At 60.8% G+C, this 26,289-nt stretch carries 24 protein-coding genes and 2 pseudogenes; 18 read left to right on the top strand and 8 right to left on the bottom strand.

Annotated features, from left to right (window positions below):
* Nucleotides 1-6: 6 nt before the first annotated feature.
* From Mame_RS09205 to Mame_RS09185, 5 genes are all read left to right on the top strand, one after another.
* Nucleotides 7-1,260 carry an ABC transporter substrate-binding protein gene (locus tag Mame_RS09205; RefSeq protein ID WP_018062967.1) on the top strand — a complete coding sequence of 418 codons (1,254 nt, stop codon included), beginning with the start codon at nucleotides 7-9 and terminating at the stop codon, nucleotides 1,258-1,260.
* An 86-nt stretch (nucleotides 1,261-1,346) separates the two neighbouring features.
* Nucleotides 1,347-2,288 (top strand): carbohydrate ABC transporter permease, encoded by a 942-nt coding sequence (locus Mame_RS09200; RefSeq protein WP_018062968.1) that lies wholly within the window; start codon nucleotides 1,347-1,349, stop codon nucleotides 2,286-2,288.
* The gene (locus Mame_RS09195; protein WP_018062969.1) at nucleotides 2,285-3,172 is read left to right on the top strand and encodes a carbohydrate ABC transporter permease; all 888 of its coding nucleotides are present in this window, start codon (nucleotides 2,285-2,287) and stop codon (nucleotides 3,170-3,172) included. Before Mame_RS09200 ends, Mame_RS09195 begins: the two co-directional genes overlap by 4 nt.
* A 26-nt stretch (nucleotides 3,173-3,198) precedes the next feature.
* Nucleotides 3,199-5,133 carry a glycoside hydrolase family 127 protein gene (locus Mame_RS09190; protein WP_018062970.1) on the top strand — a complete coding sequence of 645 codons (1,935 nt, stop codon included), beginning with the start codon at nucleotides 3,199-3,201 and terminating at the stop codon, nucleotides 5,131-5,133.
* A 2-nt stretch (nucleotides 5,134-5,135) separates the two neighbouring features.
* Nucleotides 5,136-6,239, top strand: coding sequence for an ABC transporter ATP-binding protein (locus tag Mame_RS09185; RefSeq protein WP_018062971.1), 1,104 nt, complete (start codon nucleotides 5,136-5,138; stop codon nucleotides 6,237-6,239).
* A gap of 180 nt (nucleotides 6,240-6,419) precedes the next feature.
* On the opposite strand, the pseudogene Mame_RS09180 reads toward Mame_RS09185, so the two are convergent.
* Nucleotides 6,420-7,421 (bottom strand): annotated as a pseudogene (locus Mame_RS09180) (oligopeptide/dipeptide ABC transporter ATP-binding protein).
* On the opposite strand from Mame_RS09180, the gene Mame_RS09175 reads away from it, so the two are divergent.
* The 3 genes and pseudogenes from Mame_RS09175 (at nucleotide 7,396) to Mame_RS09165 (ending at nucleotide 10,351) form a co-directional block, all read left to right on the top strand.
* Entirely contained in the window at nucleotides 7,396-7,806 is a 411-nt protein-coding gene (locus Mame_RS09175) for an IS5 family transposase (protein ID WP_157624474.1), read from the top strand. The pseudogene Mame_RS09180 and the gene Mame_RS09175 sit on opposite strands and share 26 nt — an antisense overlap.
* Nucleotides 7,807-8,026: 220 nt before the next feature.
* Nucleotides 8,027-9,160 (top strand): annotated as a pseudogene (locus Mame_RS09170) (IS3 family transposase); the annotation flags it as partial.
* An 88-nt stretch (nucleotides 9,161-9,248) separates the two neighbouring features.
* Nucleotides 9,249-10,351 (top strand): IS3 family transposase gene (locus tag Mame_RS09165; RefSeq protein ID WP_155122068.1). Its coding sequence is split into 2 segments (ribosomal slippage): nucleotides 9,249-9,510 and nucleotides 9,510-10,351, totalling 1,104 coding nucleotides; the frame shifts between segments, so codons are not numbered across the junction.
* A 206-nt stretch (nucleotides 10,352-10,557) separates the two neighbouring features.
* Here the strand turns inward: Mame_RS09165 and Mame_RS09160 are convergent.
* Together Mame_RS09160 and Mame_RS09155 are read right to left on the bottom strand one after the other, a co-directional pair.
* Complete coding sequence (locus Mame_RS09160) at nucleotides 10,558-10,974, bottom strand: DUF983 domain-containing protein (RefSeq protein ID WP_235726898.1); 417 nt, start codon at nucleotides 10,972-10,974, stop codon at nucleotides 10,558-10,560.
* Between the two features lie 187 nt (nucleotides 10,975-11,161).
* Nucleotides 11,162-11,350 carry a hypothetical protein gene (locus Mame_RS09155; RefSeq protein WP_018067873.1) on the bottom strand — a complete coding sequence of 63 codons (189 nt, stop codon included), beginning with the start codon at nucleotides 11,348-11,350 and terminating at the stop codon, nucleotides 11,162-11,164.
* A 453-nt stretch (nucleotides 11,351-11,803) separates the two neighbouring features.
* Between Mame_RS09155 and Mame_RS09150 the strand changes: the two genes are divergently transcribed.
* Together Mame_RS09150 and Mame_RS09145 are read left to right on the top strand one after the other, a co-directional pair.
* Nucleotides 11,804-13,177 (top strand): aminotransferase-like domain-containing protein, encoded by a 1,374-nt coding sequence (locus Mame_RS09150; RefSeq protein WP_026174002.1) that lies wholly within the window; start codon nucleotides 11,804-11,806, stop codon nucleotides 13,175-13,177.
* Between the two features lie 20 nt (nucleotides 13,178-13,197).
* A complete protein-coding gene (locus Mame_RS09145) occupies nucleotides 13,198-14,178 on the top strand; it encodes a carbon-nitrogen hydrolase family protein (protein ID WP_079920745.1) in 981 nt (326 codons plus the stop codon).
* Nucleotides 14,179-14,481: 303 nt separating this feature from the next.
* On the opposite strand, the gene Mame_RS09140 is transcribed toward Mame_RS09145, so the two are convergent.
* The 4 genes from Mame_RS09140 to pxpB are packed head-to-tail and all read right to left on the bottom strand — an operon-like array spanning nucleotide 14,482 to nucleotide 17,273.
* Nucleotides 14,482-15,255, bottom strand: a complete 774-nt coding sequence (locus tag Mame_RS09140; protein WP_018067822.1) for a LamB/YcsF family protein — start codon at nucleotides 15,253-15,255, stop codon at nucleotides 14,482-14,484.
* A gap of 1 nt (nucleotide 15,256) precedes the next feature.
* A complete protein-coding gene (locus Mame_RS09135) occupies nucleotides 15,257-15,631 on the bottom strand; it encodes a biotin/lipoyl attachment domain-containing protein (RefSeq protein ID WP_033411414.1) in 375 nt (124 codons plus the stop codon).
* A complete protein-coding gene (locus Mame_RS09130; protein ID WP_018067820.1) occupies nucleotides 15,628-16,611 on the bottom strand; it encodes a 5-oxoprolinase subunit C family protein in 984 nt (327 codons plus the stop codon). The genes Mame_RS09135 and Mame_RS09130 overlap by 4 nt, the downstream gene beginning before the upstream one ends.
* Nucleotides 16,611-17,273: a 5-oxoprolinase subunit PxpB gene (pxpB, locus tag Mame_RS09125; protein WP_018067819.1), complete on the bottom strand. Its 663-nt coding sequence runs from the start codon at nucleotides 17,271-17,273 to the stop codon at nucleotides 16,611-16,613. The genes Mame_RS09130 and pxpB overlap by 1 nt, the downstream gene beginning before the upstream one ends.
* 28 nt (nucleotides 17,274-17,301) lie before the next feature.
* On the opposite strand from pxpB, the gene Mame_RS27005 reads away from it, so the two are divergent.
* The 7 genes from Mame_RS27005 (at nucleotide 17,302) to Mame_RS09090 (ending at nucleotide 23,976) form a co-directional block, all read left to right on the top strand.
* The gene (locus Mame_RS27005) at nucleotides 17,302-17,490 is read left to right on the top strand and encodes a hypothetical protein (RefSeq protein WP_018067818.1); all 189 of its coding nucleotides are present in this window, start codon (nucleotides 17,302-17,304) and stop codon (nucleotides 17,488-17,490) included.
* Between the two features lie 453 nt (nucleotides 17,491-17,943).
* Nucleotides 17,944-18,924: a TRAP transporter substrate-binding protein gene (locus Mame_RS09115; protein ID WP_026173997.1), complete on the top strand. Its 981-nt coding sequence runs from the start codon at nucleotides 17,944-17,946 to the stop codon at nucleotides 18,922-18,924.
* Nucleotides 18,925-19,040: 116 nt separating this feature from the next.
* A complete protein-coding gene (locus Mame_RS09110; RefSeq protein WP_018067816.1) occupies nucleotides 19,041-19,553 on the top strand; it encodes a TRAP transporter small permease in 513 nt (170 codons plus the stop codon).
* 16 nt (nucleotides 19,554-19,569) lie between these two features.
* Complete coding sequence (locus tag Mame_RS09105) at nucleotides 19,570-20,862, top strand: TRAP transporter large permease (protein WP_018067815.1); 1,293 nt, start codon at nucleotides 19,570-19,572, stop codon at nucleotides 20,860-20,862.
* A gap of 190 nt (nucleotides 20,863-21,052) precedes the next feature.
* Entirely contained in the window at nucleotides 21,053-22,288 is a 1,236-nt protein-coding gene (locus Mame_RS09100; protein WP_018067814.1) for an aminotransferase class I/II-fold pyridoxal phosphate-dependent enzyme, read from the top strand.
* 12 nt (nucleotides 22,289-22,300) lie between these two features.
* Nucleotides 22,301-22,957 carry an RraA family protein gene (locus tag Mame_RS09095; protein WP_018067813.1) on the top strand — a complete coding sequence of 219 codons (657 nt, stop codon included), beginning with the start codon at nucleotides 22,301-22,303 and terminating at the stop codon, nucleotides 22,955-22,957.
* 113 nt (nucleotides 22,958-23,070) lie between these two features.
* Nucleotides 23,071-23,976 carry a LysR family transcriptional regulator gene (locus Mame_RS09090; RefSeq protein WP_079920992.1) on the top strand — a complete coding sequence of 302 codons (906 nt, stop codon included), beginning with the start codon at nucleotides 23,071-23,073 and terminating at the stop codon, nucleotides 23,974-23,976.
* 293 nt (nucleotides 23,977-24,269) lie between these two features.
* On the opposite strand, the gene Mame_RS09085 is transcribed toward Mame_RS09090, so the two are convergent.
* Nucleotides 24,270-24,836 (bottom strand): cupin domain-containing protein, encoded by a 567-nt coding sequence (locus Mame_RS09085; RefSeq protein WP_018067678.1) that lies wholly within the window; start codon nucleotides 24,834-24,836, stop codon nucleotides 24,270-24,272.
* 119 nt (nucleotides 24,837-24,955) lie between these two features.
* Between Mame_RS09085 and aptA the strand changes: the two genes are divergently transcribed.
* Nucleotides 24,956-26,281, top strand: coding sequence for an omega-aminotransferase AptA (gene aptA / locus Mame_RS09080; protein ID WP_018067679.1), 1,326 nt, complete (start codon nucleotides 24,956-24,958; stop codon nucleotides 26,279-26,281).
* Nucleotides 26,282-26,289 lie beyond the last annotated feature (8 nt).

Genomic DNA, 26,289 nt, shown 5'->3' with positions numbered 1-26,289 from the left:
ATGGGAATGAATATCAAGACTTTTCTCGGCGGCGGCGCCATCGCCGCGATCGCGCTGCCTGGCCTTGCCCAGGCGGAGACGTTTTCACTCTGGGTGCGCTCCGACGGTTCGGAGTTCATGCCGAAACTGGTCGAAGCCTTCAACGCCATGGGCGAGGACAACGCCGAGCTGCAGATCGTGCCGGTCAACGAACTGGTGCAGAAATATGCGATCGCCGCCGCCGGCGGCTCGCAGCCCGATGCGCTTTCGCTCGATCTGATCTACACGCCGTCCTTCGCGCAGGCCGGTCAGTTGAAGGATCTTACCGAGTTTGCGGAGGGGCTGCCCTATTACGACAGCCTGTCGAAGGCGCATCTGTCGGTCGGCACCTATGACGGCAAGATCTATGGCATGCCGTTCTCGGCCGATGCCTCGGTGCTGATCTGGAACAAGAACCTGTTCGAGGAAGCAGGTCTCGATCCGGACAAGGCCCCGGAAACATGGGCCGATATCCGTGCGGATGCTGAAGCCGTGTCGGCGCTGGGGGATGATACCTACGGGTTCTATTTCTCCGGCAATTGCGGCGGCTGCAACATCTTCACCTTCACGCCGCTGATCTGGGCATCGGGCGGAAACCTGTTCGAGGATGAGGGCGCGAAGGCGACCGTCGAAACGCCGCAGATGAAGGAGGCGATCGAGTTCTATCGCGGCATGGTTCAGGAAGGCCTGGTTCCCGCCGGATCGCAGACCGATGCCGGCTCCAACTTCTTTGCGGCGTTCGCCGGCGGCAATATCGGCATCACGCCGTCCGGTTCGTTCGCGATCGGCGCGCTCAACAACCAGTATCCGGATCTTGAATATGGCGTGACCTATCTGCCGGGCAAGGATGGCGACTGGTCGTCTTTTGCCGGCGGCGACAATATCGTCGTGTCGGCGAAAACGGCGGACTCGAAAATGCCGGCGATCCAGGCCTTCATCGAATTCGCCTATTCGCCCGAGGGGCAGAAGATCCTGGCGCAGAACGGCTCCCTGCCGGTGCGTGACGATATCGCGGAACAGGCGCTTGAAGGCCTCGATGCACGGTATCTGATCGCTGCGAAAGCGATGGCCAAGGGCAGAACGCCTTACAGCCCGGTCTTCAACGACCTGATCAACTCACGCAACGGTCCCTGGATCACCATGCTCAACAAGGCCTTCTACGCCGATAGCGAAGACGAGGTCGACGAAGCCATGGCCGAGGCCCAGGAAGAGATGCAGTCGATCATCGACTCCTCGCGCTGAGACTTCATACCGCACGCATTGAAAGGACCGCCGGCCGCACCGGCCGGCAGTCGCTGCCCGATATCTTGTTGCAAGAGGAACCAGCCATGTCCGACAGCACAATACCCGATGACGCGGCGACCGCTGCGGCGCGGCCGGAACCCACGCGCCGGCGCCGGCGACGATCCTCGCAATGGACCGGCCTGCTCTATGTTCTCCCGGCCCTTGCCCTGGTAACCGTCTTCTTCCTTGTTCCGCTCGGCATGACGGTGTGGATGTCGCTACACAAATGGCCGCTCATGGGCGTGCCCCGCTTCATCGGTCTCGACAATTACGAGAAGCTTGTCTTCGACAAGAGCTTCTGGTCCTCGCTCTGGTTCACGATCGAGTATACCGTAGTGGTGACGGTGGCGTTGCTGGGCGTCGCCCTGGCGCTGGCCTTCATCGTTCAGGGGCAGGGACGCGCGGTTTCGGCCTACAGAACCATCTATTTTCTGCCCGTGGTGACCGGTTTTGCCTCGGCGGCCCTGCTCTGGGTCTGGCTGTCGAATGTCGATACCGGCCTGTTCTCCCCGCTCGCGCAGGATCTCGGGCTGACCGAGGGACGCGTGAACATTCTCGCAAGCTTCACGCCTGCCTTCTGGTCGGTGATCGCCATGGTGGTCTGGAAGATGGCCGGTTTCTTCATGGTGATTTTGATGAGCGGACTTCAGTCGATCCCGGCCGACTATCAGGAGGCCGCCCGGATCGACGGCGCCAAATGGCTTCAGCGTTTCCGCTACATCACCATGCCGCTGATCCGCAAACCGTTCGCCCTGGCGCTGATCCTCTGCGTTTCGGGGTCGATGCTGGCCTTTGACCAGTTCTATATCATCCTCAATGGCGGTCCCCAGAACAAGACCGTGACCGCCGTCTACAAGATCTTCAATGAAAGCTTCATCTCCTTCCGCCTCGGCTATGGCGCGGCCCTTTCCATGGTGCTGCTCCTCATTCTCCTGGCGCTCAGCGTGGTGCAGCTGACGCTTTTGAGCGACAGGAGGGAGAAATGACCGCCGCCTTGTCCCGTTCGCAGACAGTCGCACCTGCCACCCGGCGGGGCCGGTTCCGCTATCACCGGGCGATCTTCCACGCGACGGCAACGCTGGTGGCTCTGCTGTTCCTCGCGCCGCTGGCCTGGGTCGTGCTTGCGAGCTTCCGCTCGCCGGCCGAAAGCGCCAGGCCGCCGCTGCCGCCGTGGCCAATGGAAGGTTTCAGCATCGCAAGCTATGAGCGGCTCGAAAATTTCGGCCAGTCGGTGCTGCATTATGCGGGCAACTCGCTGTTCGTGGCGCTCGGCACGTCAGCGCTCACGATCGTCGTCGCCATTCTCGCCGGCTACGGGTTTTCGCGACACCGCTTTCCGATGAAGGGCCTTGCCTTCGTGCTGGTGCTTTCAACGATGATGATCCCGTTCCAGTCGATCCTGACGCCGCTGTTTCTGCTGCTTGCGAAAATGGGTTTGCAGAACACGCTGACCGGCCTCGTCCTGATCTATTCGACGCTGCAATTGCCCTTCTCGGTCTTCATGATGCGCAATGCCTTCGATGCCGTGCCGAAGGAGATCGAGGAAGCCGCGCGCATGGACGGCGTCAAGGGCGTTCGCATGCTCGTGCAGGTCATGGGGCCGCTGGTGCTGCCCGGCGTCGTTACGGTCGGACTGTTCGCCTTCCTGAACGCCTGGAACGAGTTTCTGGCGGCCCTGGTGCTTTTGACGGACCAGTCGAAATTCACGCTTCCCGTTTTGATGACCGCCGTGCGCTACGGCCGCTACGGCTCGGTAGACTGGGGCGCGGTGCAGGCCGGCGTCACCTTGATGATGATCCCCTGCATGATCCTCTTCCTCGTTCTCCAGCGCTCCTACATTCGCGGTCTGACGGCCGGCGCGGTCAAGTAATCCAGAATTTCCGAAAGGACAGAAACATGAATGAAGCCAACCCCTTCAAGACTGCCGACGCGCTTCGGCCGAAATCGAAATTCAGGCCGCTGGCGGTCAATCAGGTCGAGGTCGGCGGTTTCTTCGGACCGCATGTCGACGTGATCGCGACGACGACGGCGAAGCTTCTGTTCGATCGCTGCATCGAGGCGCGGATGCTGGAGCAGGTCGATCCCGATGTCCCCAATCCGGGCATCGTGATCCCCTTCGACCACGGCAATACGGTCACGACCCAGATGTTCTGGGATTCCGATTTCGGCAAGAGCATTGAAACGGCGGCTTACGCGCTCTACCGCCGCCGCGATGCCGAACTCGAAGCCCGCGTCGATGCCGTGATCGACGCCTATGGCCGTCTCCAGGCAGAGGATGGCTACCTCAATTCCTGGTATCAGCGCATCCAGCCTGGACAGCGCTGGACCAATCTGCGCGATCGTCACGAGCTCTACAATGCCGGCCATCTGATCGAAGGCGCGATCGCCTATTATCATGCCACCGGCAAGCGCAAATTCCTCGACATCATGTGCCGCTATGCCGATTGCATCGACCGGACGTTCGGGCGCGGTGACGGCCGGAAGCGCGGCTATCCGGGGCATCCGGAACTCGAGCTGGCGCTGGTCAAGCTCGGCCGGGTGACCGGCGAACAACCTTATCTCGATCTGGCGAAATATTTCATCGATGAGCGCGGTCAGGCGCCGCTTTATTTTGAGGTCGAGGCCGAGGCGCGCGGCGAGACGCCGGACGACTTCCACTTTGGAACGCTGGAGTATTGCCAGGCCCACAAGCCGGTGCGCGCGCAGCGCGAAGTGGTCGGCCACGCCGTCCGCGCCGCTTATCTCTATGCCGGCATGGCAGATGTGGCGACCGAGTTTTCCGACGACAGCCTCGATCCTGCACTTGAGGCGCTCTGGGCGCATCTGACCGAAAAGAACCTCTATGCGACCGGCGGCTTCGGACCGTCCAAAGCCAATGAGGGGCTGACCTTCGACTATGACCTGCCGAACCAGACGGCCTATGCCGAGACCTGCGCCGCCGTCGCACTCGTCTTCTGGTCAAGCCGTATGCTCGGACGCGAGCCGGATGCCAGGTTTGCCGATGTGATGGAACGCGCGCTCTACAACGGCGCGCTGTCCGGCATCTCCCGGGACGGGACCCGCTTCTTCTATGACAATCCGCTGGAAAGCTATGGCGCGCATCACCGCTGGCGCTGGCATCGCTGCCCCTGCTGCCCCCCGAACATTTCGCGGCTGGTGGCGTCGATCGGAACCTATTTTTACGGCGTCGCGGAAGATGAGCTGGCGCTGCACCTCTATTGCGAGAACACAGCCGAGATTGATATGGCCGGCGCCAGGGTCGCTCTCCGGCAGGAAACGCAGTATCCCCGCGACGGCCAGATCACTGTTACGCTGACGCCGGAAACGCCCGTTGAATTCACCTTGTCGCTGCGCGTTCCGGGCTGGGCAAAGGGCTTTGCCGTGTCGGTGAATGGCGAAACCCTGGCAGCGAGCCCCGAGAAGGGCTATCTCAGGATCAGACGGCAATGGTCGGCCGGCGACACGGTGAAGCTTGATCTCGCCATGGAGGCCGAGATGCTCTACGCGAACCCGAAGGTCGCGCCCGACCAGGGTCGAACGGCGATCCTGCGCGGCCCGTTGGTCTATTGCGTCGAGGAGACTGACAACAACGCGCCGCTGAACGCCTATGTCGTCAAGGATGGCGCTTCGATTCGCGTCGCCGATATCGATGACCTGCCGGAAACCGTCGGCCTTGCGATCGAGGCCATTGCCGAGAGCCAGCCGGACGATGCGCTCTACGTGACAACGCCCCCCAGGCGTGCTCCGGTGACACTGAAGGCGATCCCCTATTATCTCTGGGATAACCGCGCACCCGGCGAAATGCTGGTCTGGTTGCGCAGGGAGGCTTGAAGATGGCGACCGGCGAATTGCAGAGCTTCAGACAGGACCGCGCGCCTTCCGGCCTTTCGCTTCGGCGGGTTTCGAAGTCGTTTGGCGCAGTTCAGGTTATCCATGATGTCGATCTCGAAATAGAAGGGGGCGAGTTCGTCGTCTTCGTCGGGCCTTCGGGGTGCGGCAAGTCGACATTGCTGCGGCTTGTCGCCGGGCTGGAAGAGGTGACCAGCGGCGATGTGCTGATTGCCGGCAAGGATGTCACCGATGAGGACCCTTCGGATCGCGGCATAGCGATGGTGTTCCAGACCTATGCGCTCTATCCGCACATGAGCGTGGAGCAGAATATGGGTTTCGGCCTCAAGGTGGCAGGCCGGTCCAGGGCCGAGGTGGAGAGCAAGGTGCGGCAGGCTGCCGACATCCTGAAGCTTACCGAATATCTTGATCGCCGTCCGGGCCAGCTTTCCGGTGGCCAGCGTCAGCGTGTCGCCATCGGGCGCGCGATCGTGCGCGATCCGGAAATCTTTCTGTTCGACGAGCCGCTCTCCAACCTCGATGCCGAACTCAGGGTCGGCATGCGGATCGAGATCGCGCGGCTGCACCGGGAACTCGGCAATACGATGATCTATGTGACCCACGACCAGACCGAGGCGATGACGCTGGCAGACAAGATCGTGGTTCTGCGCAGCGGCCGCATTGAACAGGTCGGCTCTCCCGCGGCCCTTTACGATGACCCGGACAACATGTTCGTCGGCGGCTTTATAGGGTCGCCAAAGATGAACTTCCTGCCGGGCGTCGTAAAGGGCCCGGCGGCGGAGGTGGCTGGCGCGGCGCTGGCTCTGCCCGCGCTCGCGGACAGGCCCGGCGACGGGGATCGGATCATGATCGGCATCCGCCCCGAACACTGGAAGATCGCGCAGGAGGGCCAGTCTTCCGTGCCGTTCAAGGTCGATTTCTCGGAGTTTCTCGGCGGCGCGAGCTATCTTTACGGCACCATCGGCGAAGTGAGCTGCACCGTGGAGGTCGAACGTTCGGCGATCGCAAAACCCGGTACGGTTCTCCACCTGACGGTCGACCCCGAGGCCATGTGCATCTTCGATGCAGACGAGCAGCGAATCCGCTAGAGCGCGTTTCGATCTGATTGGATCAGATCTGCGCTCTATGCATTTGTTTGAGACGCATAATCTTGTCGATCCTCGCTTCGCTCCGGTCGGATTATGCTTTAGCATTTGTCCGGGAAAAGCGGAAACCGGCCCTCAATCTGCAAGCGCGAGGCCGTCCGCGCGCACAAATGATGAACGCAATCAGGCGCGGACACCCTCTATCTCCGGCCCCGGATGGTGGCAGGCGAAACTGTGTTGAGGCCCCTTGCCCGGATCAGTGCGAAGAGCCGGGACCTCTTCGGCGCAGATTGCCGTCGCCCGGGGACAACGGGTGCGGAAAACGCAGCCTGACGGTGGATTGAGCGGGCTCGGCAGATCACCTTCGAGGGGCACTGCCTTCTTGTTGCGTTCGATTTCGGGATCGGGAATCGGCACGGCGGAAAGCAGGGCCTGCGTATAGGGATGCTGCGGCGAGGCATAAAGCTCGTCACTCGGCGCCACTTCCATCACACGCCCGAGATAAAGCACCATGACCCGCGTCGAGATGTGCTTGACCACCGACAGGTCGTGGGCAATGAACATCAGCGCAAGGCCCAGTTCGCGCTGCAATTCCATCAGCAGGTTGATGACCTAGGCCTGGATCGACACGTCAAGCGCCGAGACCGGCTCGTCGCATATAATCAGCTTCGGACGGACGATCAGAGCCCGCGCGATGCCGATACGCTGGCACTGGCCGCCGGAAAACTCATGCGGATAACGATTGATCTGGTTTGGCAGAAGCCCGACCCGGCTCATCATTTCCTGAACCCGTTCGCGCACCTCTTCCTTCGCCATGCCCTTCTGGTGGGTGATGAGCGGTTCCGCGATGATATCGCCGACCTTCATGCGCGGGTTGAGGCTCGCCAGAGGATCCTGAAAAATCATCTGGATATCGCTGCGATATTTCAGCATTTCGCGCGCAGACAGGTCCAGCAGGTTCGTCCGGCCGTTCCACAGCGCCTGGCCTGTTGCCGGCACCATGCGGATGATGGCGCGCGCCAGCGTCGACTTGCCGCAGCCGGATTCGCCGACAATACCCAATGTCTCGCCCGGGCGAAGCTCGAAGCTGACGCCATTGACGGCATGCAGGGACAAAGGCTTGTGCCAGGGCATGCTGCCCCGTCGGTAAATATCGAAGGTGACGCGGACATCGTCCGCGCCCATCAGCAGACGGCGAGCGGAAAAGGGGGCAAAGGATCAGGCGTTGGGGTGTTCGCGAGGCGGACTGACGACCAAGATCCATATGCTGGCCGATACGCTCGGTTGTCCGGTACGTCTCATCGTCACCGCCGGACAGGTTGGCGACTGCACCCAGGCTGAAGCGCTTCTGGAAGGACAGACCGCTTGCGCTGTTCTTGCTGATAAAGCCTATGACAGCAATGCCTTGCGTGAGAAGATTGCCGCCATGAAGGCTGCGGCGGTCATCCTCTTGGACCATTCGCGCAAGATCATCATTCCCCACGATACGGAAGCCTACCGCCACCGTATCGAACGTTGCTTCAATCGGCTCAAACACTTCCGACGTTTCGCCACGCGATATGACAGGTGAAGACGTCACTTCGAGGGATTTGCCTACCTTGCCGCAATCGCCATCTGGATCCGGTGAATGTCGATTCGTCCTAGGCGGGGCGTTGAGAATTTCGGTTCCGTCGAATTTTACCGAACCGGTGGCCTCGTCGTTTGCGGCCAGAAGACCCATCATCGCTGACCTGCCCCCGCATGGTCCCGCGTTTTGATGTAGAGTTTGCTCATTCATATGGAGCAGATTTATGCGAAAGAGCCGTTTCACCGAGGCGCAGATTATTGGGATGATCAAGGAACAGGAAGCCGGACTTCCGACGTCCGAGATCTGCCGCAAGCACGGCCTCAGCCCGGCGAGTTTTTATAAGTTCAAGGCCAAATATGGTGGCATGGAGGTTTCTGAAGCCGCCCGTCTCAAGGCTTTGGAAGACGAGAACGCCAAGCTCAAGCGGCTACTGGCTGACACGATGCTCGACAATGTCGTGCTGAAGGACCTCCTGGGAAACAACTGACGACATTGAGCAGGCGGCGAGATGCAGCGCTGCGTGCGATGCGGGATCACGACATCTCGCAACGCCGCGCCTGCAGGCTTGTCAGTGTCGACCCGAAGACCGTCCGGCGACAACGCCCGCCGGACAGCCCGGAAGTCCGCAAGGAGATGAAGGATATCGCCGATGTTCGGCGTCGTTTTGGCTATCGCCGGATCGGCGTCCTGCTTGAGCGCAAGGGTATGATCATGAATCACAAGAAGCTCTATCGGCTCTATCGCGAAGAGGGGCTGTCGGTAAAACGCCGGCGCGGACGCAAACGGGCACGTGGCTCACTTGTCGCCGATGCCGCAGGCCGCACATCCCAACGCCCGCTGGTCACTCGATTTCCTGTCGGACAGCTTCGGCGCTTCCCGAAAATTCCGCGTTCTGGTGGTGATTGACGATTGCTGCCGGGAAAACCTGTGTCTGATTGCCGATACCAGCATCTCCGGTGCGCGCGTTACCCGGGAGCTTGATGCACTGGTTCGTCTTTATGGAAAGCCGGCCCGCATCGTCAGCGATAATGGGACGGAGTTCACCAGCCGGGCCATTTTGCAGTGGGCCGACAAGCGCTCCATCCCGTGGCACTATATCGACCCGGGAAAGCCACAGCAGAACGCCTTTATCGAAAGCTTCAATGGCAGCTTGCGCGATGAGCTGTTGAATGAAGAGGTGTTCGACACGTTGGAGGAAGCGCGCCGGAAACTGGCCCTGTGGCGATACGACTACAACAATGTCAGGCCGCACTCATCGCTGGGCAACAAGACACCGATCGAAGTGCGGCGAGAAATGGAAGGTTTTGATGCAGAAGCCGCACAGGCCCTTGCCCACGCAGACCAACCAAAATACCAATCACTAATGCTCTGCGCCCTGAAAACTGGATCGTTTGCTGTTGGAGTATTCCGCGGTATTTTCCTGGCTGGGAGAAGGAGTGGAAGAGATGAAGGCATCGAAGTTTTCGGACGCCCAGAAGGTGTTTATTCTGAAGCAGGGGGATGACGGTGTGCCTGTGGCGGAGATTTGCCGCAAGGCCGGGATCAGCCAGGCGACCTACTTCAACTGGAAGAAAAAATACGCAGGTCTTCTGCCTGACGAGATGCGCCGGCTGAAAGCTTTGGAAGATGAGAATGCGAAACTGAAGCGGATCGTGGCGGACCTGACGCTGGACCGCGAGATGCTTCAGGATGTCATCCGCCGAAAGCTCTGAGGCCTGCCCGAACGCGCAAGCTTGTGGATGGGATGCTGGTGGACTGGGGGGTGTCGATCAGGCGAGCCTGCAAGGTTCTGACGTTCGACACCTCGACCTACCATTACAAATCCCGCCGCATCGGTCAGGCCGCTCTTGAAAGACGGATCAAGGAGATATGCGAGACACGCGTCCGGTTTGGCTATCGGCGTGTTCACGTACTCCTTCGACGAGAAGGCTGGATGGTCAATATCAAGAAGACCCGCAGGATTTACAAGGCGTTAGGGCTGCAGCTCAGGAACAAGCACCCGAAACGCCGGGTGAAGGTAAAGCTGCGCGAGGATCGCCAGGAGGCCGTAGGGCCGAACGATATCTGGGCGATGGACTTTGTTCATGATCAGCTCGCGGCAGGCAAGAAGCTGCGAATCCTGACCATTGTGGATATCCATTCCCGCTTCAGCCCGGCCACCGACCCGCGCTTTACCTATCGCGGTGAGGATGTGGTGCAAACGCTGGAACGGATTTGCAGGAAAGGCGGTTATCCGAAGACGATACGGGTCGACAATGGCAGCGAATTTATCTCCCGTGACCTCGATCTGTGGGCCTATGTGAACAAGGTCACGCTGGACTTCTCGCGGCCTGGCAAACCGACCGACAACGGCTTCATCGAAGCTTTCAACAGCAAGCTGCGTGCAGAATGTCTGAACGCAAACTGGTTCATGACCCTTGCGGATGCGCGCGAAAAGTTGGAGGATTGGCGTAAGCACTATAATGAGGATCGTCCTCATTCGGCGATCGGATACAACGTCCCGATCGCGTTGCACAATCCCGGTGGCGCTGCCAGCCCGCCATCGTGATCAGAGCCGGAAAAATCTAACAGCCGGCGGTCCAATAAATGGGCGCAGAGCACTAACCCGCAGACTCTCGAATTGAACGAGGGACGCAAGGGGTGCAGGTCATCGCAAACACCGTCTGGCTCTCGTCCTATCCGCTGCCGGGGCGCGCTCTAGCTGTGGACTTTCAAAAGGTTGTCCATTCGAACGGATACTCCAGCATGCCGAATCTATGCATCCTCTCGCTCGACCAGCTTTCCTTCCTCGGCCTTGTGGTGAAACTGGCTTGCGACCAGCCAGCCCTTGAGCGGCCGCAACAGCGGCACGCAGGACAGGAAAACGAGCGGCATCGAAACCAGGACATGAAACCACATCGAGGGCTGAAAGGTGACTTCAGCCCACACGGCGAAGAACACCGAGGGCACGCAGCCGAAGCAGATCACGAAAAAGGCGGGGCCGTCGGCCGGTTCGGCGAAGTCATAGTCGAGCCCGCAGACGTCGCAACGGGGTGCAAGCTTGAGGAAGCTTGAAAACAGCTTGCCCTTGCCACAGCGCGGACATTTGCCGCGGATGCCGACACGCCAGGGTTCGAGCCGAGGCCATTGGTCATTTGTCTCGGTCATCGTATTGTCTTTTGGTTCTGTCATGGGCTGATGTCCATTCTGTTTCGGGCGACCTTGCGGACGGTGCCACGCCAGCCGAGCCCCTGCCCGGCCTCGACAAGCACATCATGCGGCCAGGCGTTTCAGCGCGACCAGATCGGAAATCCGGCCTGATGTGTAAATCAACGCGCCCTCTTTAAGTGCAGGTCGGCCAATTATGTTCACTTTGATGTCAACCATCGACCTTCAAGTCGGGCGTTGAGGGATCCAAGGCGTGCTCGTCGGGGGCATCCCGTCGGTTGGCTGCCTTCTCTCTTTCCTGCTCCTTTTCTCCATCACGGTGCGACTTGATTGCGAAGAACATGGTCGCGCCCAGCACGCCAATCTTGAAAATGATGAGGACTATAGGAACCCAGTTCATCGTTTTACCCTGTCACTTTGTGTTGTTTTACGCTCTCGACTGCGAGATTGTGCGGCCTCAGGCGCGGCACTGCCGGGAAAGCGCCCGCGATGCGGTCCAGCTACGCGAATGTCCTGTATCGTCCCTCAAGTTTCAGCTCTGAGAGCAGGATCTGAAACGTGTCATCGTAATCCACCATAATGTGCCAACCCGCGCTGTGCGGCCATGTTCCAACCGCGTGTGGAATGCTCGCGGAGCCATACAATTTGCTGAAACATAGTTCGTGTATGCGCCTATTGCAATCAATTTTCGTCCATACACTTCCCGCCACGACATACAAATCAATTACAAAAAGTCAGTTTATATAGCTTAAACATATTTTTACGGCGCTATCTGGTCGACTTACATCATATCCGCTTTACACACATATCCATACAATATATAGTTTTTGTATGGCTTTTGGAGTTTAAGGCGATGTGGACACCGCGACTGATCGAAGGTGCCCGGATGAAATATCTCGGCATTGTCGAGGCGCTCGAGGCTGATATCCAGTCCGGCCGGGTCGTCCGGGGAGAGCGCCTGCCGGCACAGCGCGCCATCGCGGAAGCGCTTGACGTCGATCTGACGACCGTAACCCGCGCCTTCAACGAGGCGCGCCGGCGCGGCCTGGTGTCGGCGCAGGCCGGACGCGGCACGTTCATTTCCGAAATACCATACGGCGCAGCGGAGAACGCCACGCCCTTCATCGATCTCAGCATGAACATTCCGCCGCAACCAGCCGACGCGGCTTTCGGCCACATGATCCCCGACACGCTGAAGGAAATCCTGAACAGCCCGGCGGGAATGCTGCATCTTCATTATCAGGAAAGCACCGGCGCGGAGCCGGATAGGATTGCCGCCGCGCGCTGGCTTGGCGAGCGGATCGACGGTCTCGGCCCGGAACGTCTCGTTGTCAGCGCCGGCGCCCAGTGTGCCTTGTTCGCTATCTGCGACCTTCTGCTCGGGCGGGGCGACGTTGTCGCCGCAGGCGCCATGACCTATCCCGGCTTGAAGGCGGTCGCGATCCAGAAGGCGCTTTCAATCGCGCCGCTGGCCATGGACAGCGACGGGATACTGCCCGACGCCTTCGAAAAGGCATGCAGGGATCGCCATGTGAAGCTGCTTTACGTTATTCCCAGCATCGACAATCCGACGACGGCAACGCTGCCGGAAGAGCGCCGGCGGACGCTCGCCGAGATTGCGCGCCGCCATGACGTCGTGATCGTGGAAGACGACCCTTATGCGGCTCTCCTGCCCGATCCGGCGCCGACGCTTTCTGTGCTCGCCCCGGATATCACATGGCACATCGCCACCCTTTCGAAATGCGCCACGCCGGCGCTACGGGTCGCCTATGTCGCAACCCCTTCCGACCATGCAGCGCGTCGTCTCGCCAGCGTCCTGCGCGCGACCATGCTGATGGCGCCGCCGCTGATGTCGGCGCTGGCAAGCCGCTGGATCGCAACCGGCGCGCTCAATGCAACCGCCCGGTCGATCCGTTCGGAGAACATGGCCCGCCAGAAGATCGCCGCGACCAACCTCGCAGGTCTGGACTTTTCCGCCGATCCGCACGGGCATCACCTCTGGCTTCGCCTGCCGTCGCATTGGCGTGCATCGGATTTGGCCGAACATGCGAACCGGGCAGGCGTTTCCATCGTGCCGGCGCTTGCCTTCGCGACCGTCGCGCACCCCCTCGAGGCAGTGCGGATTTCGCTTGGAGTGGCGCCCGACCGCGACGTGCTGGAGGAAGGACTTTCCCTGCTGTCCGGCCTCATTGCCCAGCCCCTGCCCGGCACCAGAGCCATCGTCTGATTTTCCGGAGGAATGTTTTCATGTCCCAACCTTTTAAAGCAGCCGTGGTTCAGGCCGCACCGGTATTGTTCGATACCCCCCGCACCATAGAGAAACTGGCCGACCTCGTGCATGACGCCGCCCATCAAGGGGCTGAGCTCGTGGTGCTGCCGGAAGCCTTTGTCGGCGGCTATCCGAAGGGTCTGGATTTCGGCGCGCGCCTCGGCATGCGCAGCCCGGAAGGACGCGAGGATTTTCGCCGTTACTTTGCAAGCGCGATCGAGATGGCGGGACCGGAGGCAGAGCGCCTCGCCGCGGTCGCGCGCGACAATGGCGTACACCTCGTCACCGGCGTCATCGAGCGCGACGGCGGAACCCTGTTTTGCAGCACGCTGACCTATGGCCCCACGGGCGCACTCCTTTCCAAGCACCGAAAGCTGATGCCGACGGCGCTGGAGCGTCTTGTCTGGGGCTTCGGAGACGGATCGACCATCGGCGTCGCGGAAACGCCGCTCGGGCGCATCGGCAGCGTGATCTGCTGGGAAAACTACATGCCGCTTCTGCGCATGGCGATGTATGCCCAGGGCGTCGAACTCTACTGCGCGCCGACGGTCGATGACCGCGATACCTGGCTGCCGACGATGCGGACGATCGCCATCGAGGGCCGCTGCTTCGTTCTGTCGGCCTGCCAGTATTTCACCCGCGGCGATGCGCCGACGGATTACGCGCCCATTCAAGGCGATGACCCAGCCACCGTGCTGATCCGCGGCGGATCGTGCATCATCGACCCGCTCGGCAATATCCTGGTCGAGCCGGATTTTTCGGGCGAGATGATCAGGATTGCGGAAATCGATCGGCGCGTCATCGCCCGCGGCAAATATGATCTGGATGTGGTTGGTCACTATGCCCGCCCGGATGTTTTCAAGCTGTCGGTCGACACCGGCAAGAAAGACGCCGTCAGCTTTGAACCGCCGCCGGTTGCCGGTTCTGAAGGAGACGACACAGACAGCAGACGGACATAGAGACCGCGGGCGCGGTCTGGCATCAACGCCGGCAGATCGTCGAAACGGAAGAGCGCCTGCGTTCGCACCGCCGCCGATAGCGCGAAGACTGTCGCCACCAAGGAGCACCGCGCCGCGATTGAGGCCTTTCTGGACAAGCCTGTTGATGGGCGCGGACCGCGCGTAGCGGCTGCGGACGACGGTCACATCGATTTCGAGCCCTTGGCGGTCGCCAAGATCTTGTCCCGTCGTGTTTTCTATTCGCAGCCAGGGGAAAATTTAAAAGAAGCACGGTCCACCTATCTCGCGCAGCAGTCCCACCGTTCAAAGGTCTGGATGTTGCCTCAGGCCCGACACCGTGAAACCTGCCGTCTCGACAGCAGCTCGGATGGACTGGCCGAGATCGACGGCTTTGGGCGTGTCGCTGTGGACCAGGATGGAGTGCACCTGTGTGCGAATGGTGTTGCCCTCAATCGTGTCGATCGTGCCCTCAACGATTGCCTGGGTCACGCGTCGCGCGATTGCCTTCGGGTCCGCGATGACGGCGCCATCCACATTGCGGGCCACAAGCCGGCCCGCATCGTCATAGGCGCGGTCGGCGAGGAACAGGCAGGCAACGCGCATTCCCGCCTTGCGCGCAGCCCGTTCGGCTTCGGTGTTCGGCAGGGTCACCACAATCATCTCGGGATCGAAAGCCTTGTAGGACCGGATCAAAGAGGCCGCCAGCGCGGGGTCGACAAATGACATGTTGCCGAGCGCGCCATGGGCGCTCACATGGCTAACCTTGCGCCCGTGAGCGCCCGCAATCGCCTGCAACGCGCCAAGCTGATAGAGAAGCATGGTTTCCAGTTCGCGGCTATCCATCGGAATTTGACGGCGCCCGAACCCCATGCGGTCGGCAAACCCCACATGGGCGCCGATATCGACGCCATTGCGAACGGCAATCCGCACGGTCTCATCCATGATCAACGGGTCTCCGGCATGGAAGCCGCAGGCGATATTTGCCGACGAGACGATGGACAGAAGCGCTTCGTCATCGGCAATGCGGTAGGGGCCAAACCCCTCCCCCAGATCCGAATTGATGTCGATCACCCGCATGCTAGATCTCCTCATGCTCGAAAAGAACCTGACCGAATTCCACAGCCTCTCCCTCCCGCACGAGAGGAAGGCCAAGGCGCGCTTCCCGGTGGGCCAGAACCGGAAACGCCAGCGGTCCCGCATCGATAAAAGCAACCACATCGCCAGCCGAAACCGCCCCACCCCGAACCTGTTCAGCGGCGCGAAACAGGCCGGGCGTCTCCGCCGCAACGGTACTGCTGGGTTGTTTGCGCGCACGGTCCGGAACAATCCTCTCCGCAGCAGCAGCGGCGGCAAGCCGGACACGGAGAGAAAAACCCGTCATGTTCACGTCCAGGCCGTACGCGCCCACCGCGCGCATGCGCTCTGCAAGCGCCGCAATTTCAGCTGGTTTCACGGCTTGGACCTCATGGCGGCGAGCGATATGAAATGTGCGACCTTGCGAAGGAAAGCGTCCTCCTCATGGGCGGCAGCCAGCGCCTCGCGCTGCGAAACCTCAACAAAACGAACCGCCTCACCCGGCCTCGATTGGGCCAGTCGCCTCAAATCGGTTGCGATGATCACGCCGAGCCGCGGATAGCCTCCTGACGTATTGCCATCGGCCATCTGCACGACCGGCTGACCTGAAGGTGGAAGCTGCACCACGCCCGGCAGAATGCCGTGAGAAAAGAGCTCCATCGGCGCTTCAAGATGCAGTTGCGGACCGGAAAGGCGATAGCCGACGCGGCTATTGTTTCTCTCGAGCCGCCATTCGCTCTCCCATAAGGCATCGCGGCTTTCCGGGGTAAACGCATCATATTCGGCGGCAGTGAGAATACGCAGGATTGCCGGCTCGTGAGGCGTCTTTTCAAAAAGCCTCGGCGAAAGACCGAAGCCGGCCTCGGGCCCGTTCGTCGCAGGCGCGGGATTGGCGGCGGGATTGACCCGCAGGCGATCATCCGGCCGGAGCGCCCGCCCATCGAGACCGCCGAAACGGCCTTTCAGATCAGTGCTTGCGGAGCCAAAGACAGGCTCGACGGACAAGCCGCCGGCCACAGCGAGATAAGCAAAAGAGGCATCGCGCGGCGGCTGCAGGGCAAGCACATCGCCCTTTCGCGCCAGCATTGTCCACCAGGGTGGCACGGCGCGCTCACCAAGCCGCGCATTGCAGTCGCCCCCGGTCAGGGCGAAAACCATATCCTGCTCGAAGCGTATTGTAAGGCCGGAAGCGGCAATCTCGATGCCTGCTGCCCCGGGTTCATTGCCGAGCAGAAGGTTCGCGAGTTTGAGGGCAAGCGTATCCATGGCGCCGGTCAGGCCAACGCCGGACGCGCGATAGCCGGGACGCCCGAGGTCCTGAACGGTAATCATCGGGCCGGAGGCAAGCACCGTTATCATCAGCGCACCTCCTGAATGCGAAAGCGTATACGGTCGCCAGGCGACAGCAGAATGGGCGCCTCGCGATCCGGGTCGAAGAGCCTGATCTCCGTTCGACCGATGATATGCCAGCCGGACGGGGAATCGCAGGAAATAACGCCCGTTTGCGCGCCGCCGATCACCACGCTGCCCGCTTCGACGCGCGTGCGCGGCACGTCGCGGCGCGGGGTTGCAAGACGCTCATCCATGCCGGCGAGATAGGCGAAACCGGGCTGCGACCCCAGACAATAGACCGTGCATTCGCTGGCTGCATGGCGTTGGGCGACAGCCTCGACGGAAAGGCCGGCGTGGCGTGCCACCTCCTCCAGATCGACCCCTGCTTCGCCGCCATAGCAAACCGGGATCTCCACGACGCGACCTTGCCTGCGACTCACGTCCAGTGTTGACCATGCCTCTTCCACAGCAGCGCGCATGACTTCGAAATCGGCACGTTCGGGGTCGTAAACCAGAAGAAGATTGTTCATGCCCGGGACCGCTTCGCGGACATGCGGCCAGCCGGCGGCAAGCGCGGCCAGGCTCCAGATGCGCTCCTGCACCGCATGGTCGAGCTTCTCGCCGGCCGCATCGCAATGGATGGCCGCCTCGCCGAATGGGCTGAAGCGCAAGGGTTGGGTCTCATGCATCCTGCGGCTCTTTCAATAAGCGCTCCAGATGGTGGATGCTGCATCCTCCGACCATGAAGCCTTGGTCATCAAGCAAGCGGCGGTGCAGCGGAACATTGGTCTCTATGCCCTCCACGACTATTTCAAGCAATGCGCCGCGCAACCGCGCGAGCTCCTCCGCATTGAGGCGGCACTCGATGGCATGGCCGGTAAAAACCAGACCCTGCCGGGCGAATGAAAGGGGCTGGCCGCGCGCGATGTCGTATCACCTTCGGTGATTTCCAGCTCAGCTATTCCACCTTTCCGGACCAGGTCGATATAGGCCTTGATCTTGTCGATTTTCACGGTTTCGGTCTCCAAGATTACCAATGAAGTCATGGCCAAAACCGAACGCGCAAAAAAGCGATAAATTCGCATTTTGAATCATTCTTAAATCAGATGATTTAACCTCCGCAGTCCAGCAAGCCCCGCTACCGGCTTTGAAAGACATGGCTAAAGGCAGAGGTTTTGCCGGCACGCCTTCTGACGCCAGCACGAGAAGGCACCACTAAAATAATGAATTAAAGAGATATAATACGATAAATTATTATCGCTATTCAGAATAGAACTATTATGAAACTCTCGATAGCTGATAATGAAGGGCATTTCCGCAAAACTCTTGACCTTGCCCTCAACGCAAAAGGGGAAATTCATGATCAAATCCTTGCTCTCGGCCGCATTCACCGCATCGTTGATGCTTGGCGCAACATCTGCCGTGGCCCAGACCAGCTGGGACCTACCGCTTGCCTGGCCGGCCGACAACTACATTGCCGAGAATGAGCAGATCTTCGCCGATGAGGTAAAGGAAGCGACCAATGGCGACGTCGTCATCACGCTGCATCCCGGCGGTTCGCTGGGCTTCAAGGGGCCGGAGATGTTTTCCGCCGTGCGCGATGGTCTGGTGCCGATCGGCGACATGCTGCTCAACCAGCAGGTCGGTGAAAACAAGCTGCTCGGCCTTGAATCCCTGCCCTACCTGATCGGCAGCTTCGACGAGCTTCGCGAATTCCAGAAGCCTTACCGTCCGCTCCTCGACGAGGTGTTCGGCGCTGCCAACCAGAAGGTGCTCTTCACCATTCCGTGGCCGCAGCAGCAGATCTTCACCAAGAAGGAAATCAACACGATCGAAGACATGAGCGGCATCAAGATCCGCTCCTACGACAAGTCCTCGACCGAGATTTTCAAGGCCGCCGGCATGACGCCGGTACAGCTTCCCTGGGGCGAAGTCATTCCCTCGCTGGCCGCCGGCGCCATCGATGCCGTCGCGACCTCCTCGCCATCCGCGATCGACGGCGCATTCTGGGAGTTCCTGGGCTACGCCTACCCGACCCGGCAGACCTGGAACACCAATGTCGTCAGCGTAAACCTCGACGCATGGAACGCACTGACCAAGGAACAGCAGGATCAAATTTCGGCAATCGCCGAGGAACTGGAACCGAAGTTCTGGGCGGCAGCACAGGATGTTGACGCCAACGCGATGGAGACCCTTGCCGACAATGGCATGGTGATCGGCACGCTTTCGGAAGAGACCCGCGATGCGCTTCGCGAGCGTGCAGCGCCGCTGCGTGAAGCCGCCCTCAACGAAATGGGCGACAAGGCGAAGGCCGTTGTCGAAGAGTTCCAGAACCAGTAATCGAGACCTGCGCCGGCCAAACAGGCCGGCGCAATCCGTTTGACCGCCCACGTGGCGCTCGCATGGCAGGCCTGCGACAAACCGCGCCCGCCTCGCTCTTTCCAGGAGAGAAACCGATGTGGCAGGCCGTCAATTCGCTGGTCGATCGCTTTTCCCGCATGCTCGCCTATCTTTCGGGCGCCGCGATCCTGCTCATTGCCGTCATGCAGATGGCAGAGATCATTCTTCGCAATTTCGCCGGCACAAGCCTGCCCTTCGTCTGGGAATACGCATCCTATCTTCATATCAGCGCCATCTTTCTCGGTGCGGCCTTCACGCTCAGGACCGGCGGGCATATCCGCGTCACGCTGGTCCGCGGCCTCAATCCGCGCCTGTTCGAAATCGTTGCAACCGTAATCGGACTGGCAATCTCGGCCTACCTGACAAAAGCACTTTTCGGGATGGCATGGGGCTATGGCGCCACCGGTCGCACATCCGGAACGATCAATGACGTCCCACTCATCATTCCGGCAATCTTCGTCTCGGCAGGCGCGGCAATGCTGACTGTGCAACTCGCGCTTCGCCTCGTTCAGGCGGTCATAGGCAATCCGCTCGTGGTGCCGTGGCACGAAACCGCACGCGCCGACTGAGCGGAGGGAAGCAGAAATGATGCCGATTGTTACAACGATTCTCCTGTTCCTGGTGCTGCTGACAAGCGGCGCCTGGGTCGGCCTTGCCCTGATGGGCGTGGGTATCGGCGGACTCACCCTGTTCCGCTCCCTGCCGGTGGACAAAATTCTGGCGCAGACCGTGTGGAACGGCCTCACCTCACCGGAACTGGTGGCCCTTCCGCTCTTCATCCTCATGGCTGAGCTTCTGTTTCGCTCGCGGTTCATCGACGGGCTTTTCAGCGCGCTCGAACCATGGGTGCGCCGTCTGCCCGGTGGCCTGTTGCATACGAATGTCATAGGCTGCACCTTCTTCGCGCTGATCTCGGGTTCTTCCGCCGCGACAACGAGCGCCGTCGGCCGTATTACCGTGCGCGAACTGGAAAAGCGTGGCTATGAACGCTCGATCGTCATGGGATCGCTGGCGGGTGCCGGTACGCTGGGCTTCCTCATTCCACCCAGCGTCATCCTGATCATCTACGGCGTCCTTGCGCAGACCTCGGTGCTGAAGCTTTTCGCGGCGGGCATTCTGCCGGGGCTGCTGCTCGCCTGCATGTTCATTCTCTATCTCGCCATTCGCGCCATCGTCCTCAAACGGCAATACGAACCGGAGCAAGACGCGTCGGAAAACATATGGAAGGAGCGCCTTCGCGCCTTTCCCACCCTGCTGCCCTTCTTCATCCTGATGGGCGTGCTGCTCGGATCGATGTATGGCGGTCTGGCAAGCCCGTCGGAGGCGGCCGCCATCGCCGTCTTCACGACCCTTGTGATCATGGCGGTCGAGGGTACGCTCAGTGTCAAGGCCGTGACCGATGCCTGCCTGGGCACGGCCCGAACGGCGAGCATGCTCGGCCTCATCATCGGCGCGGCCTCGTTCCTTTCGACAGCGGTTGTCTATCTCGGCCTGCCACAGGCGATCTCCGCGCAGATCAACGCGCTTGATCTCAGCCCGATGATGCTGATTGCGCTTCTCGTCGTGATTTATATCGTTCTTGGCTGTTTTCTCGAAGGCATGTCGCTCATCGTCATGACGCTGCCGATCGTGCTGCCGCTGGTCACGAATGTCGGCTACGACAAGGTATGGTTCGGCGTCTTCCTAGTCATCGTCGTGGAAATGGCGCAGATCACCCCGCCGGTCGGCCTCAATCTCTTCGTGATCCAGGGCCTGACGGGCGAGAAGCTCGGGCGGATCGCCAGGGCGGTGTTCCCCTTCTTCCTGATCATGATCGCCTTTGTGTTCCTGTTGGCGGCATTCCCACAGATCGCGACCTTCCTGCCCAGCAAGCTCTGATTCCCGGCAGGTAACGTCCGGCAAAGGCTGAAATCCCGGCATAGGAAGAGGCCGGAAGACAGGGAATTGCAACTCTTAATTAAGTCGAATTATTCATGATAAAACATAAATAATTATCGCTATTATTCATATTTTAGTTTGAATATGATCTTTCAAAAGCCGCAAGGCGGCATGCGACGAGGTACTTGAAATGACGCTGAAACTGGCCGAGAGGGTCGTAAAGCTGAAACCGTCGGCGAGCATCGCCGCCAAGAAAATGGTGACGGAGCTGGAGGCGGCGGGCCGGAAGATTCTCGATTTCACCCTTGGCGAGCCGGATCAGCCAACGCCCGCGCACATCATCGAGGCAGCGATTTCGGCGATGAAGAACGGCGAGACGCATTACACCGCGTCCGCGGGAACGCCAGCGCTGCGCGAAGCAGTGGCCCGGAAGATCGTCCGTGAAAAGGGAGTTGCCTGCAAGGCAGAGAACGTGGTCATCGGCTGCGGCGCAAAGCAGCTCATCTATGAAGCATTCGCCGCCACCGTCGAGCCGGACGTGGAGGTCATCGTTCCCGCCCCCTACTGGGTTTCCTATCCCGATATCGTCGGATTGCAGGGCGGCAAGGCCATAACCGTAACCTGCGGCGCGGAGCATGACTTCAAGCTCACGCCGGCGGCACTCGAAGCGGCCATAACGCCTGCAACGCGGTGGCTGGTGCTGAACGCCCCGAACAACCCGACCGGGGCCTATTACGCACATGAGGAGCTTGCCGCGCTGGCCGATGTGCTGCGTCGCCATCCGCATGTCTGGATCATGACGGACGAGATTTACGAAAACCTGTTCTACGAAGGCGAACGCTCGCCAAGCATCATCGAAGTCGCGCCGGACCTGGCGGACCGTTCACTTGTGATCAGCGGGGTCTCGAAGGCCTATGCGATGACGGGTTGGCGCATCGGCTATGCGGTCGGCCCCAAGACGCTGATCGATGTCATGACCAAGCTCCTCAGCCAGAGCACCACCTGCCCCAGTTCCATCAGCCAAGCTGCGGCCGTCGCCGCGCTCGACGGCGACCAGACCTGTGTGGAGGAAGCGACAGCGCTCTATCGCAAGCGCAGAGACAGGATGGTCGAGCTTCTCGGAGAGGCCCCCGGCCTCGAAGTGCGCGCGCCTGCCGGCGCCTTTTATCTATACCCCTGCGTGGCGGGCCTCATCGGCAAGACCACGCAGGGCGGAAAGACGCTCGAGACCGACACGGACGTCGCGCTCTACCTGCTGGAAGCGGCAAATGTCGCCGTTGTGGATGGCGGCGCCTACGGGCTCTCTCCCTATATCCGCCTCTCCTTCGCAACCGGCATCGAGACCATCGAGCAGGGCTGCGCCAATGTTGTTGCCGCCTGTGAGGTGCTGTTTGAAAACAAAGCCCGCCAGTCGGGCACCGCTTGAAGGAACCGGATCATGATCGGAAATCGCATCTTCCCGAACGCAGCACTGGCTGACCCCGCAATCATCGAAGCCTTCCGCGCCAGCGCAACAGCGATCATAAGCGATAATCTCGAGCGCCTTCCCGGGGCCGTCGGGCTGCGCCCCTTCCACAAGATGGACGGCGTAATGGTGGGCACGGCCCTGACCGTGCGGGTGCCGGCTGGCGACAACCTCCTCATTCATAAAGCGTTGGACCAGATGCAACCCGGATACGTTCTTGTGGTCGATGGCGAGGGGCATGAGAACCGTGCTCTTGTCGGCGAAATCATGACCTCCATCGGCGCATCGCGCGGGGCCGTGGGCTTCGTCATCAACGGATCGATCCGCGACGCCGGCGCGCTTGCGCAGAACCCGTTTCCGTGTTTCGCCCGCTCTGCCGTCCATCGCGGCCCCTACAAGAATGGTCCCGGCGAGATCAACGTTCCGGTCTCCATCGGCGACTTCGTCATCGAACCCGGCGACATTGTCGTGGGCGACGAGGACGGCGTGGTCGCCTTTCCGCAGTCCATTGCCGCCGAATTGCTGAAGGGCGTCCGCGCCCAGGAAGCGAAGGAGGCCGAGATCATGAAGAGCATTGCCGATGGCACCTACAAGGGCGCCTATGGCAAGCCGGCCGGTCCTGCTGCCTGACAGAATCCGGTATCACCCGCCTCCCTCTGAAGGCTTGCGGGCTCTTGCCCGCGACGGCAAAATCCGCAGAGTGTATGCCGGACCTGCAAGGCCGGCAGAGGGAGCGCGACCGCTTGATTACCTTCAAACAGCTTGAAGCGATATACTGGATAACCGAACTTGGGAGCTTCGCAGCGGCTGCCGACCGTCTCAACACCACCCAGTCGGCAATCTCGAAGCGGGTGCAGGAGCTGGAACAGCAGTTCAGCGTCGAAATTTTCGACCGGTCAAAGCGCACAGCGCGCCTGACAGAGAAGGGCGCGGAAATCCTGCACTATGCCAAGTCCCTGCTTGAGGAGCGCGACAATTTCATCGAGCGCGTCAGCTCAAACCAGGTTTTGATCCGGCACTTCCGGATCGGGGTCACGGAGCTGACCGCCATGACCTGGCTTCCCCAGCTCGTGAAGGAAATCAAGACAGAATATCCGCGCGTCAGCATCGAACCGGAGGTCGAACTCAGCGCGACGCTTTTCGACCGCCTGATGGACGATACGATCGATCTGATCGTCATTCCCGACGTGTTCAACGATTCGCGCTGCGTCGTGACGCCGCTGAAGGCCGTGGAGAATGCCTGGATGTGCGTCCCGGAACTTGATCCGGGCGGGGAAACCTTGTCGCTCGAGGATCTTTCAAATTTTACCATGCTGGTTCAAGGCACCCGCTCCGGCACGGGTCTTATCTACGGCCGCTGGCTTGCCGAGCATAATATTATCCCCTCCAAGACGATCTATTGCGAAAGCATGTTGGCGCAGATCGGCTTCACGGTTTCAGGCCTGGGCGTCAGCTATCTGCCCGTACCGGTGACCCGGCAGCTCGTTCGGGACGGAAGGCTGAAGCACCTGGCCATGCGCGGCGACCTGCCACACATTCGCTACGCCGTGCTTTACCGTCACGACCGTAGTTCCAGTTTCAAGAAACGCATTGCCGAAATGGCGCAACAATGCTGCGACTTTCGCACCTTCTTCGCCGAATCCAGCTAGCCTCCCACCTGATCCATTCAGGGCCGGGACACGAACAGTTCTAGAGTACATGGCCACCGCTCAATGATGAAGGTACTTGTCGCGGTCAGCGCGGAGCGCTTCTCCTCAGGATGCAGTCAGTCTTGCCACGTTTCCCGGGTCTTGGTGGGATATGAACCTTCTGTGAAAGGACGACCTTCGGAGCAGAACGCTCATGGCCCATGTAAAGCGAAGCTGGAGCTTCCGATCCCTCAGCGTGGTCCGGTCGCGACGTTGTCGCGACTTATGCGCCCTGTCGCGTGCGAACGTTCTCCTCAGAATGACGGCGGCGTGCAGGCGCTGACGACGACACAGCGGCCGTTCCTGAGGGCCTTGAACCGATGGGGTTTGCGGCTCTTGAACAGATAGGCATCGCCGGGACCGAGGATCTTGCGCTCGCCGTCCACGGTCAGCTCCAGATGGCCCTCGATCACGATGCCGGCCTCCTCGCCCTCGTGGCTCAGCATCACCCGGCCGGTATCGGCGCCCGGTTCATAGACCTCGTAGAGCATCTGCAGATCATGGCCGAGCAGATTGCCGCCAACCTGTCTGTAGGAGATGCGGCCCTTGCCGATCTCCCTGAGTTCGGAGGCCGCATAGAATACCTTGTCCTGCCGCTCCGGCTCATAGGCGAAAAAGTCCGAAAGCCCGATCGGGATGCCGTCCAGCACCCGCTTCAGGGCGCTGAGCGAGGTATTGATCCTGGCCGATTCAAGCTGCGAGATAAAACCATTGGTGACGCCGGCGCGGCGCGCCAGCTCCCGCTGCGAGTAGCCGTGGGCCTCGCGGATGGCGCGCAGCCTGATGCCGACATCGATCGAAAGCGCATCCGTGTTCTGCATGTTTATGATTGTAGACACCTCTCCTTCGAATTCAACAAAAACAATGGGCTGCGCCAGAAAAGAAACAGACTTTTCTCCGCTCGCAAACGGTGCGCAAATTGCGGGAAAGGAGAACGCTCATGAACGCACATGTCGGCAATAATCGGGCGCTCGACGCCTACTGGATGCCCTTCACAGCCAACCGCCAATTCAAGGAAGCGCCGCGCATGCTGGTCGGCGCCAAGGGGATGTATTACCGCAGCGAGGACGGCCGCCAGATTCTCGATGGCACCGCGGGGCTGTGGTGCTGCAATGCCGGCCATGGCCATCGCGAGATCGCCGAGGCGGTGACCCGCCAGCTCGAGGAGATGGATTATGCGCCCTCCTTCCAGCTGGGTCACCCCGCGGCCTTCGCCTTTGCCGAACGGCTGAAGGCGCTTGCGCCGGAGGGTTTCGACCACGTATTCTTCACCGGTTCGGGTTCGGAATCGGTCGATACCGCGCTGAAGATCGCGCTTGCCTATCACCGCGCCCGCGGCGAGGGCTCGCGCACAAGGCTGATCGGCCGCGAGCGCGGCTATCACGGCGTCGGCTTCGGCGGCATCTCGGTCGGCGGGATCGTCAGCAACCGCCGCCATTTCGGCACGCTGCTCACCGGCGTCGATCACCTCCCCCACACCCATGATCTCTCCGCCCACGCCTTCACGAAAGGCCAGCCGGAAACCGGCGCGAACCTTGCCGACGATCTGGAGCGGATCGTGGCGCTGCATGGGGCCGAGACGATCGCGGCCGTGATCGTCGAGCCGGTCGCGGGCTCCACAGGCGTGCTGATCCCGCCGAAGGGCTACCTGGAACGGCTCCGGGCAATCTGCGACCGCCACGGCATTCTGCTGATCTTCGACGAGGTGATCACCGGTTTCGGCCGGCTGGGAACGCCCTTCGCGGTCGACTATTTCGGCGTCAGGCCCGACCTCTACACCACCGCCAAGGGCCTCACCAACGGTACGGTGCCCATGGGCGCGGTGTTTGCGCAGAACCATATCCACGACGCCTTCATGACCGGCCCCGAGGGCAGCATCGAACTGTTCCACGGCTACACCTATTCCGGTCATCCGCTCGGATGCGCGGCCGGCATGGCGACGCTCGACGTCTATGAAAGCCGCAGCCTGCTGACGCGGGCCGCCTCGCTTGCGGACCTCTTTGAAGAAGCTGTCCATTCGCTGAAAGAGGCGCCCTTCGTCAAGGATATCCGAAATCTCGGCCTGATGGCGGGCATCGAGCTTCAGTCACGCGATGGCGCGGTCGGCGCGCGCGCCTATGAGGCTTTCGTGAAGTGCTTCGAGGCCGGGCTCTTGATCCGCGTCACCGGCGATATCATCGCCCTGTCGCCGCCGCTGATCGTCGAGGAAGACCAGATCGGCCAGATGGTGGAGACCCTTCGCGGCGTCCTTGAAACGATAGACTGAAGCGGACG

Origin of the sequence: Martelella mediterranea DSM 17316 (assembly GCF_002043005.1) — a bacterium.
In the GTDB taxonomy this organism is placed as follows: domain Bacteria; phylum Pseudomonadota; class Alphaproteobacteria; order Rhizobiales; family Rhizobiaceae; genus Martelella; species Martelella mediterranea.
The sequence above is the reverse complement of the archived record's forward strand: the minus strand, read 5'-3'. Positions and strand labels throughout refer to the sequence as shown.

Bases quoted from the DNA above. Each gene is read 5' to 3' on its own strand.
- Mame_RS09115 (WP_026173997.1), top strand. From the start codon at position 17,944: ATGATCAAATCCTTGCTCTCGGCCGCATTCACCGCATCGTTGATGCTT.
- Mame_RS09085 (WP_018067678.1), bottom strand. From the start codon at position 24,836: ATGCAGAACACGGATGCGCTTTCGATCGATGTCGGCATCAGGCTGCGC.
- Mame_RS27005 (WP_018067818.1), top strand. From the start codon at position 17,302: ATGGTGGATGCTGCATCCTCCGACCATGAAGCCTTGGTCATCAAGCAA.
- Mame_RS09095 (WP_018067813.1), top strand. From the start codon at position 22,301: ATGATCGGAAATCGCATCTTCCCGAACGCAGCACTGGCTGACCCCGCA.
- Mame_RS09140 (WP_018067822.1), bottom strand. From the start codon at position 15,255: ATGCGGGTGATCGACATCAATTCGGATCTGGGGGAGGGGTTTGGCCCC.
- Mame_RS09105 (WP_018067815.1), top strand. From the start codon at position 19,570: ATGATGCCGATTGTTACAACGATTCTCCTGTTCCTGGTGCTGCTGACA.
- pxpB (WP_018067819.1), bottom strand. From the start codon at position 17,273: ATGCATGAGACCCAACCCTTGCGCTTCAGCCCATTCGGCGAGGCGGCC.
- Mame_RS09185 (WP_018062971.1), top strand. From the start codon at position 5,136: ATGGCGACCGGCGAATTGCAGAGCTTCAGACAGGACCGCGCGCCTTCC.
- Mame_RS09130 (WP_018067820.1), bottom strand. From the start codon at position 16,611: ATGATAACGGTGCTTGCCTCCGGCCCGATGATTACCGTTCAGGACCTC.
- Mame_RS09145 (WP_079920745.1), top strand. From the start codon at position 13,198: ATGTCCCAACCTTTTAAAGCAGCCGTGGTTCAGGCCGCACCGGTATTG.
- Mame_RS09195 (WP_018062969.1), top strand. From the start codon at position 2,285: ATGACCGCCGCCTTGTCCCGTTCGCAGACAGTCGCACCTGCCACCCGG.
- Mame_RS09190 (WP_018062970.1), top strand. From the start codon at position 3,199: ATGAATGAAGCCAACCCCTTCAAGACTGCCGACGCGCTTCGGCCGAAA.
- aptA (WP_018067679.1), top strand. From the start codon at position 24,956: ATGAACGCACATGTCGGCAATAATCGGGCGCTCGACGCCTACTGGATG.
- Mame_RS09160 (WP_235726898.1), bottom strand. From the start codon at position 10,974: ATGACAGAACCAAAAGACAATACGATGACCGAGACAAATGACCAATGG.
- Mame_RS09200 (WP_018062968.1), top strand. From the start codon at position 1,347: ATGTCCGACAGCACAATACCCGATGACGCGGCGACCGCTGCGGCGCGG.
- Mame_RS09205 (WP_018062967.1), top strand. From the start codon at position 7: ATGAATATCAAGACTTTTCTCGGCGGCGGCGCCATCGCCGCGATCGCG.
- Mame_RS09150 (WP_026174002.1), top strand. From the start codon at position 11,804: ATGTGGACACCGCGACTGATCGAAGGTGCCCGGATGAAATATCTCGGC.
- Mame_RS09100 (WP_018067814.1), top strand. From the start codon at position 21,053: ATGACGCTGAAACTGGCCGAGAGGGTCGTAAAGCTGAAACCGTCGGCG.
- Mame_RS09155 (WP_018067873.1), bottom strand. From the start codon at position 11,350: ATGAACTGGGTTCCTATAGTCCTCATCATTTTCAAGATTGGCGTGCTG.
- Mame_RS09110 (WP_018067816.1), top strand. From the start codon at position 19,041: ATGTGGCAGGCCGTCAATTCGCTGGTCGATCGCTTTTCCCGCATGCTC.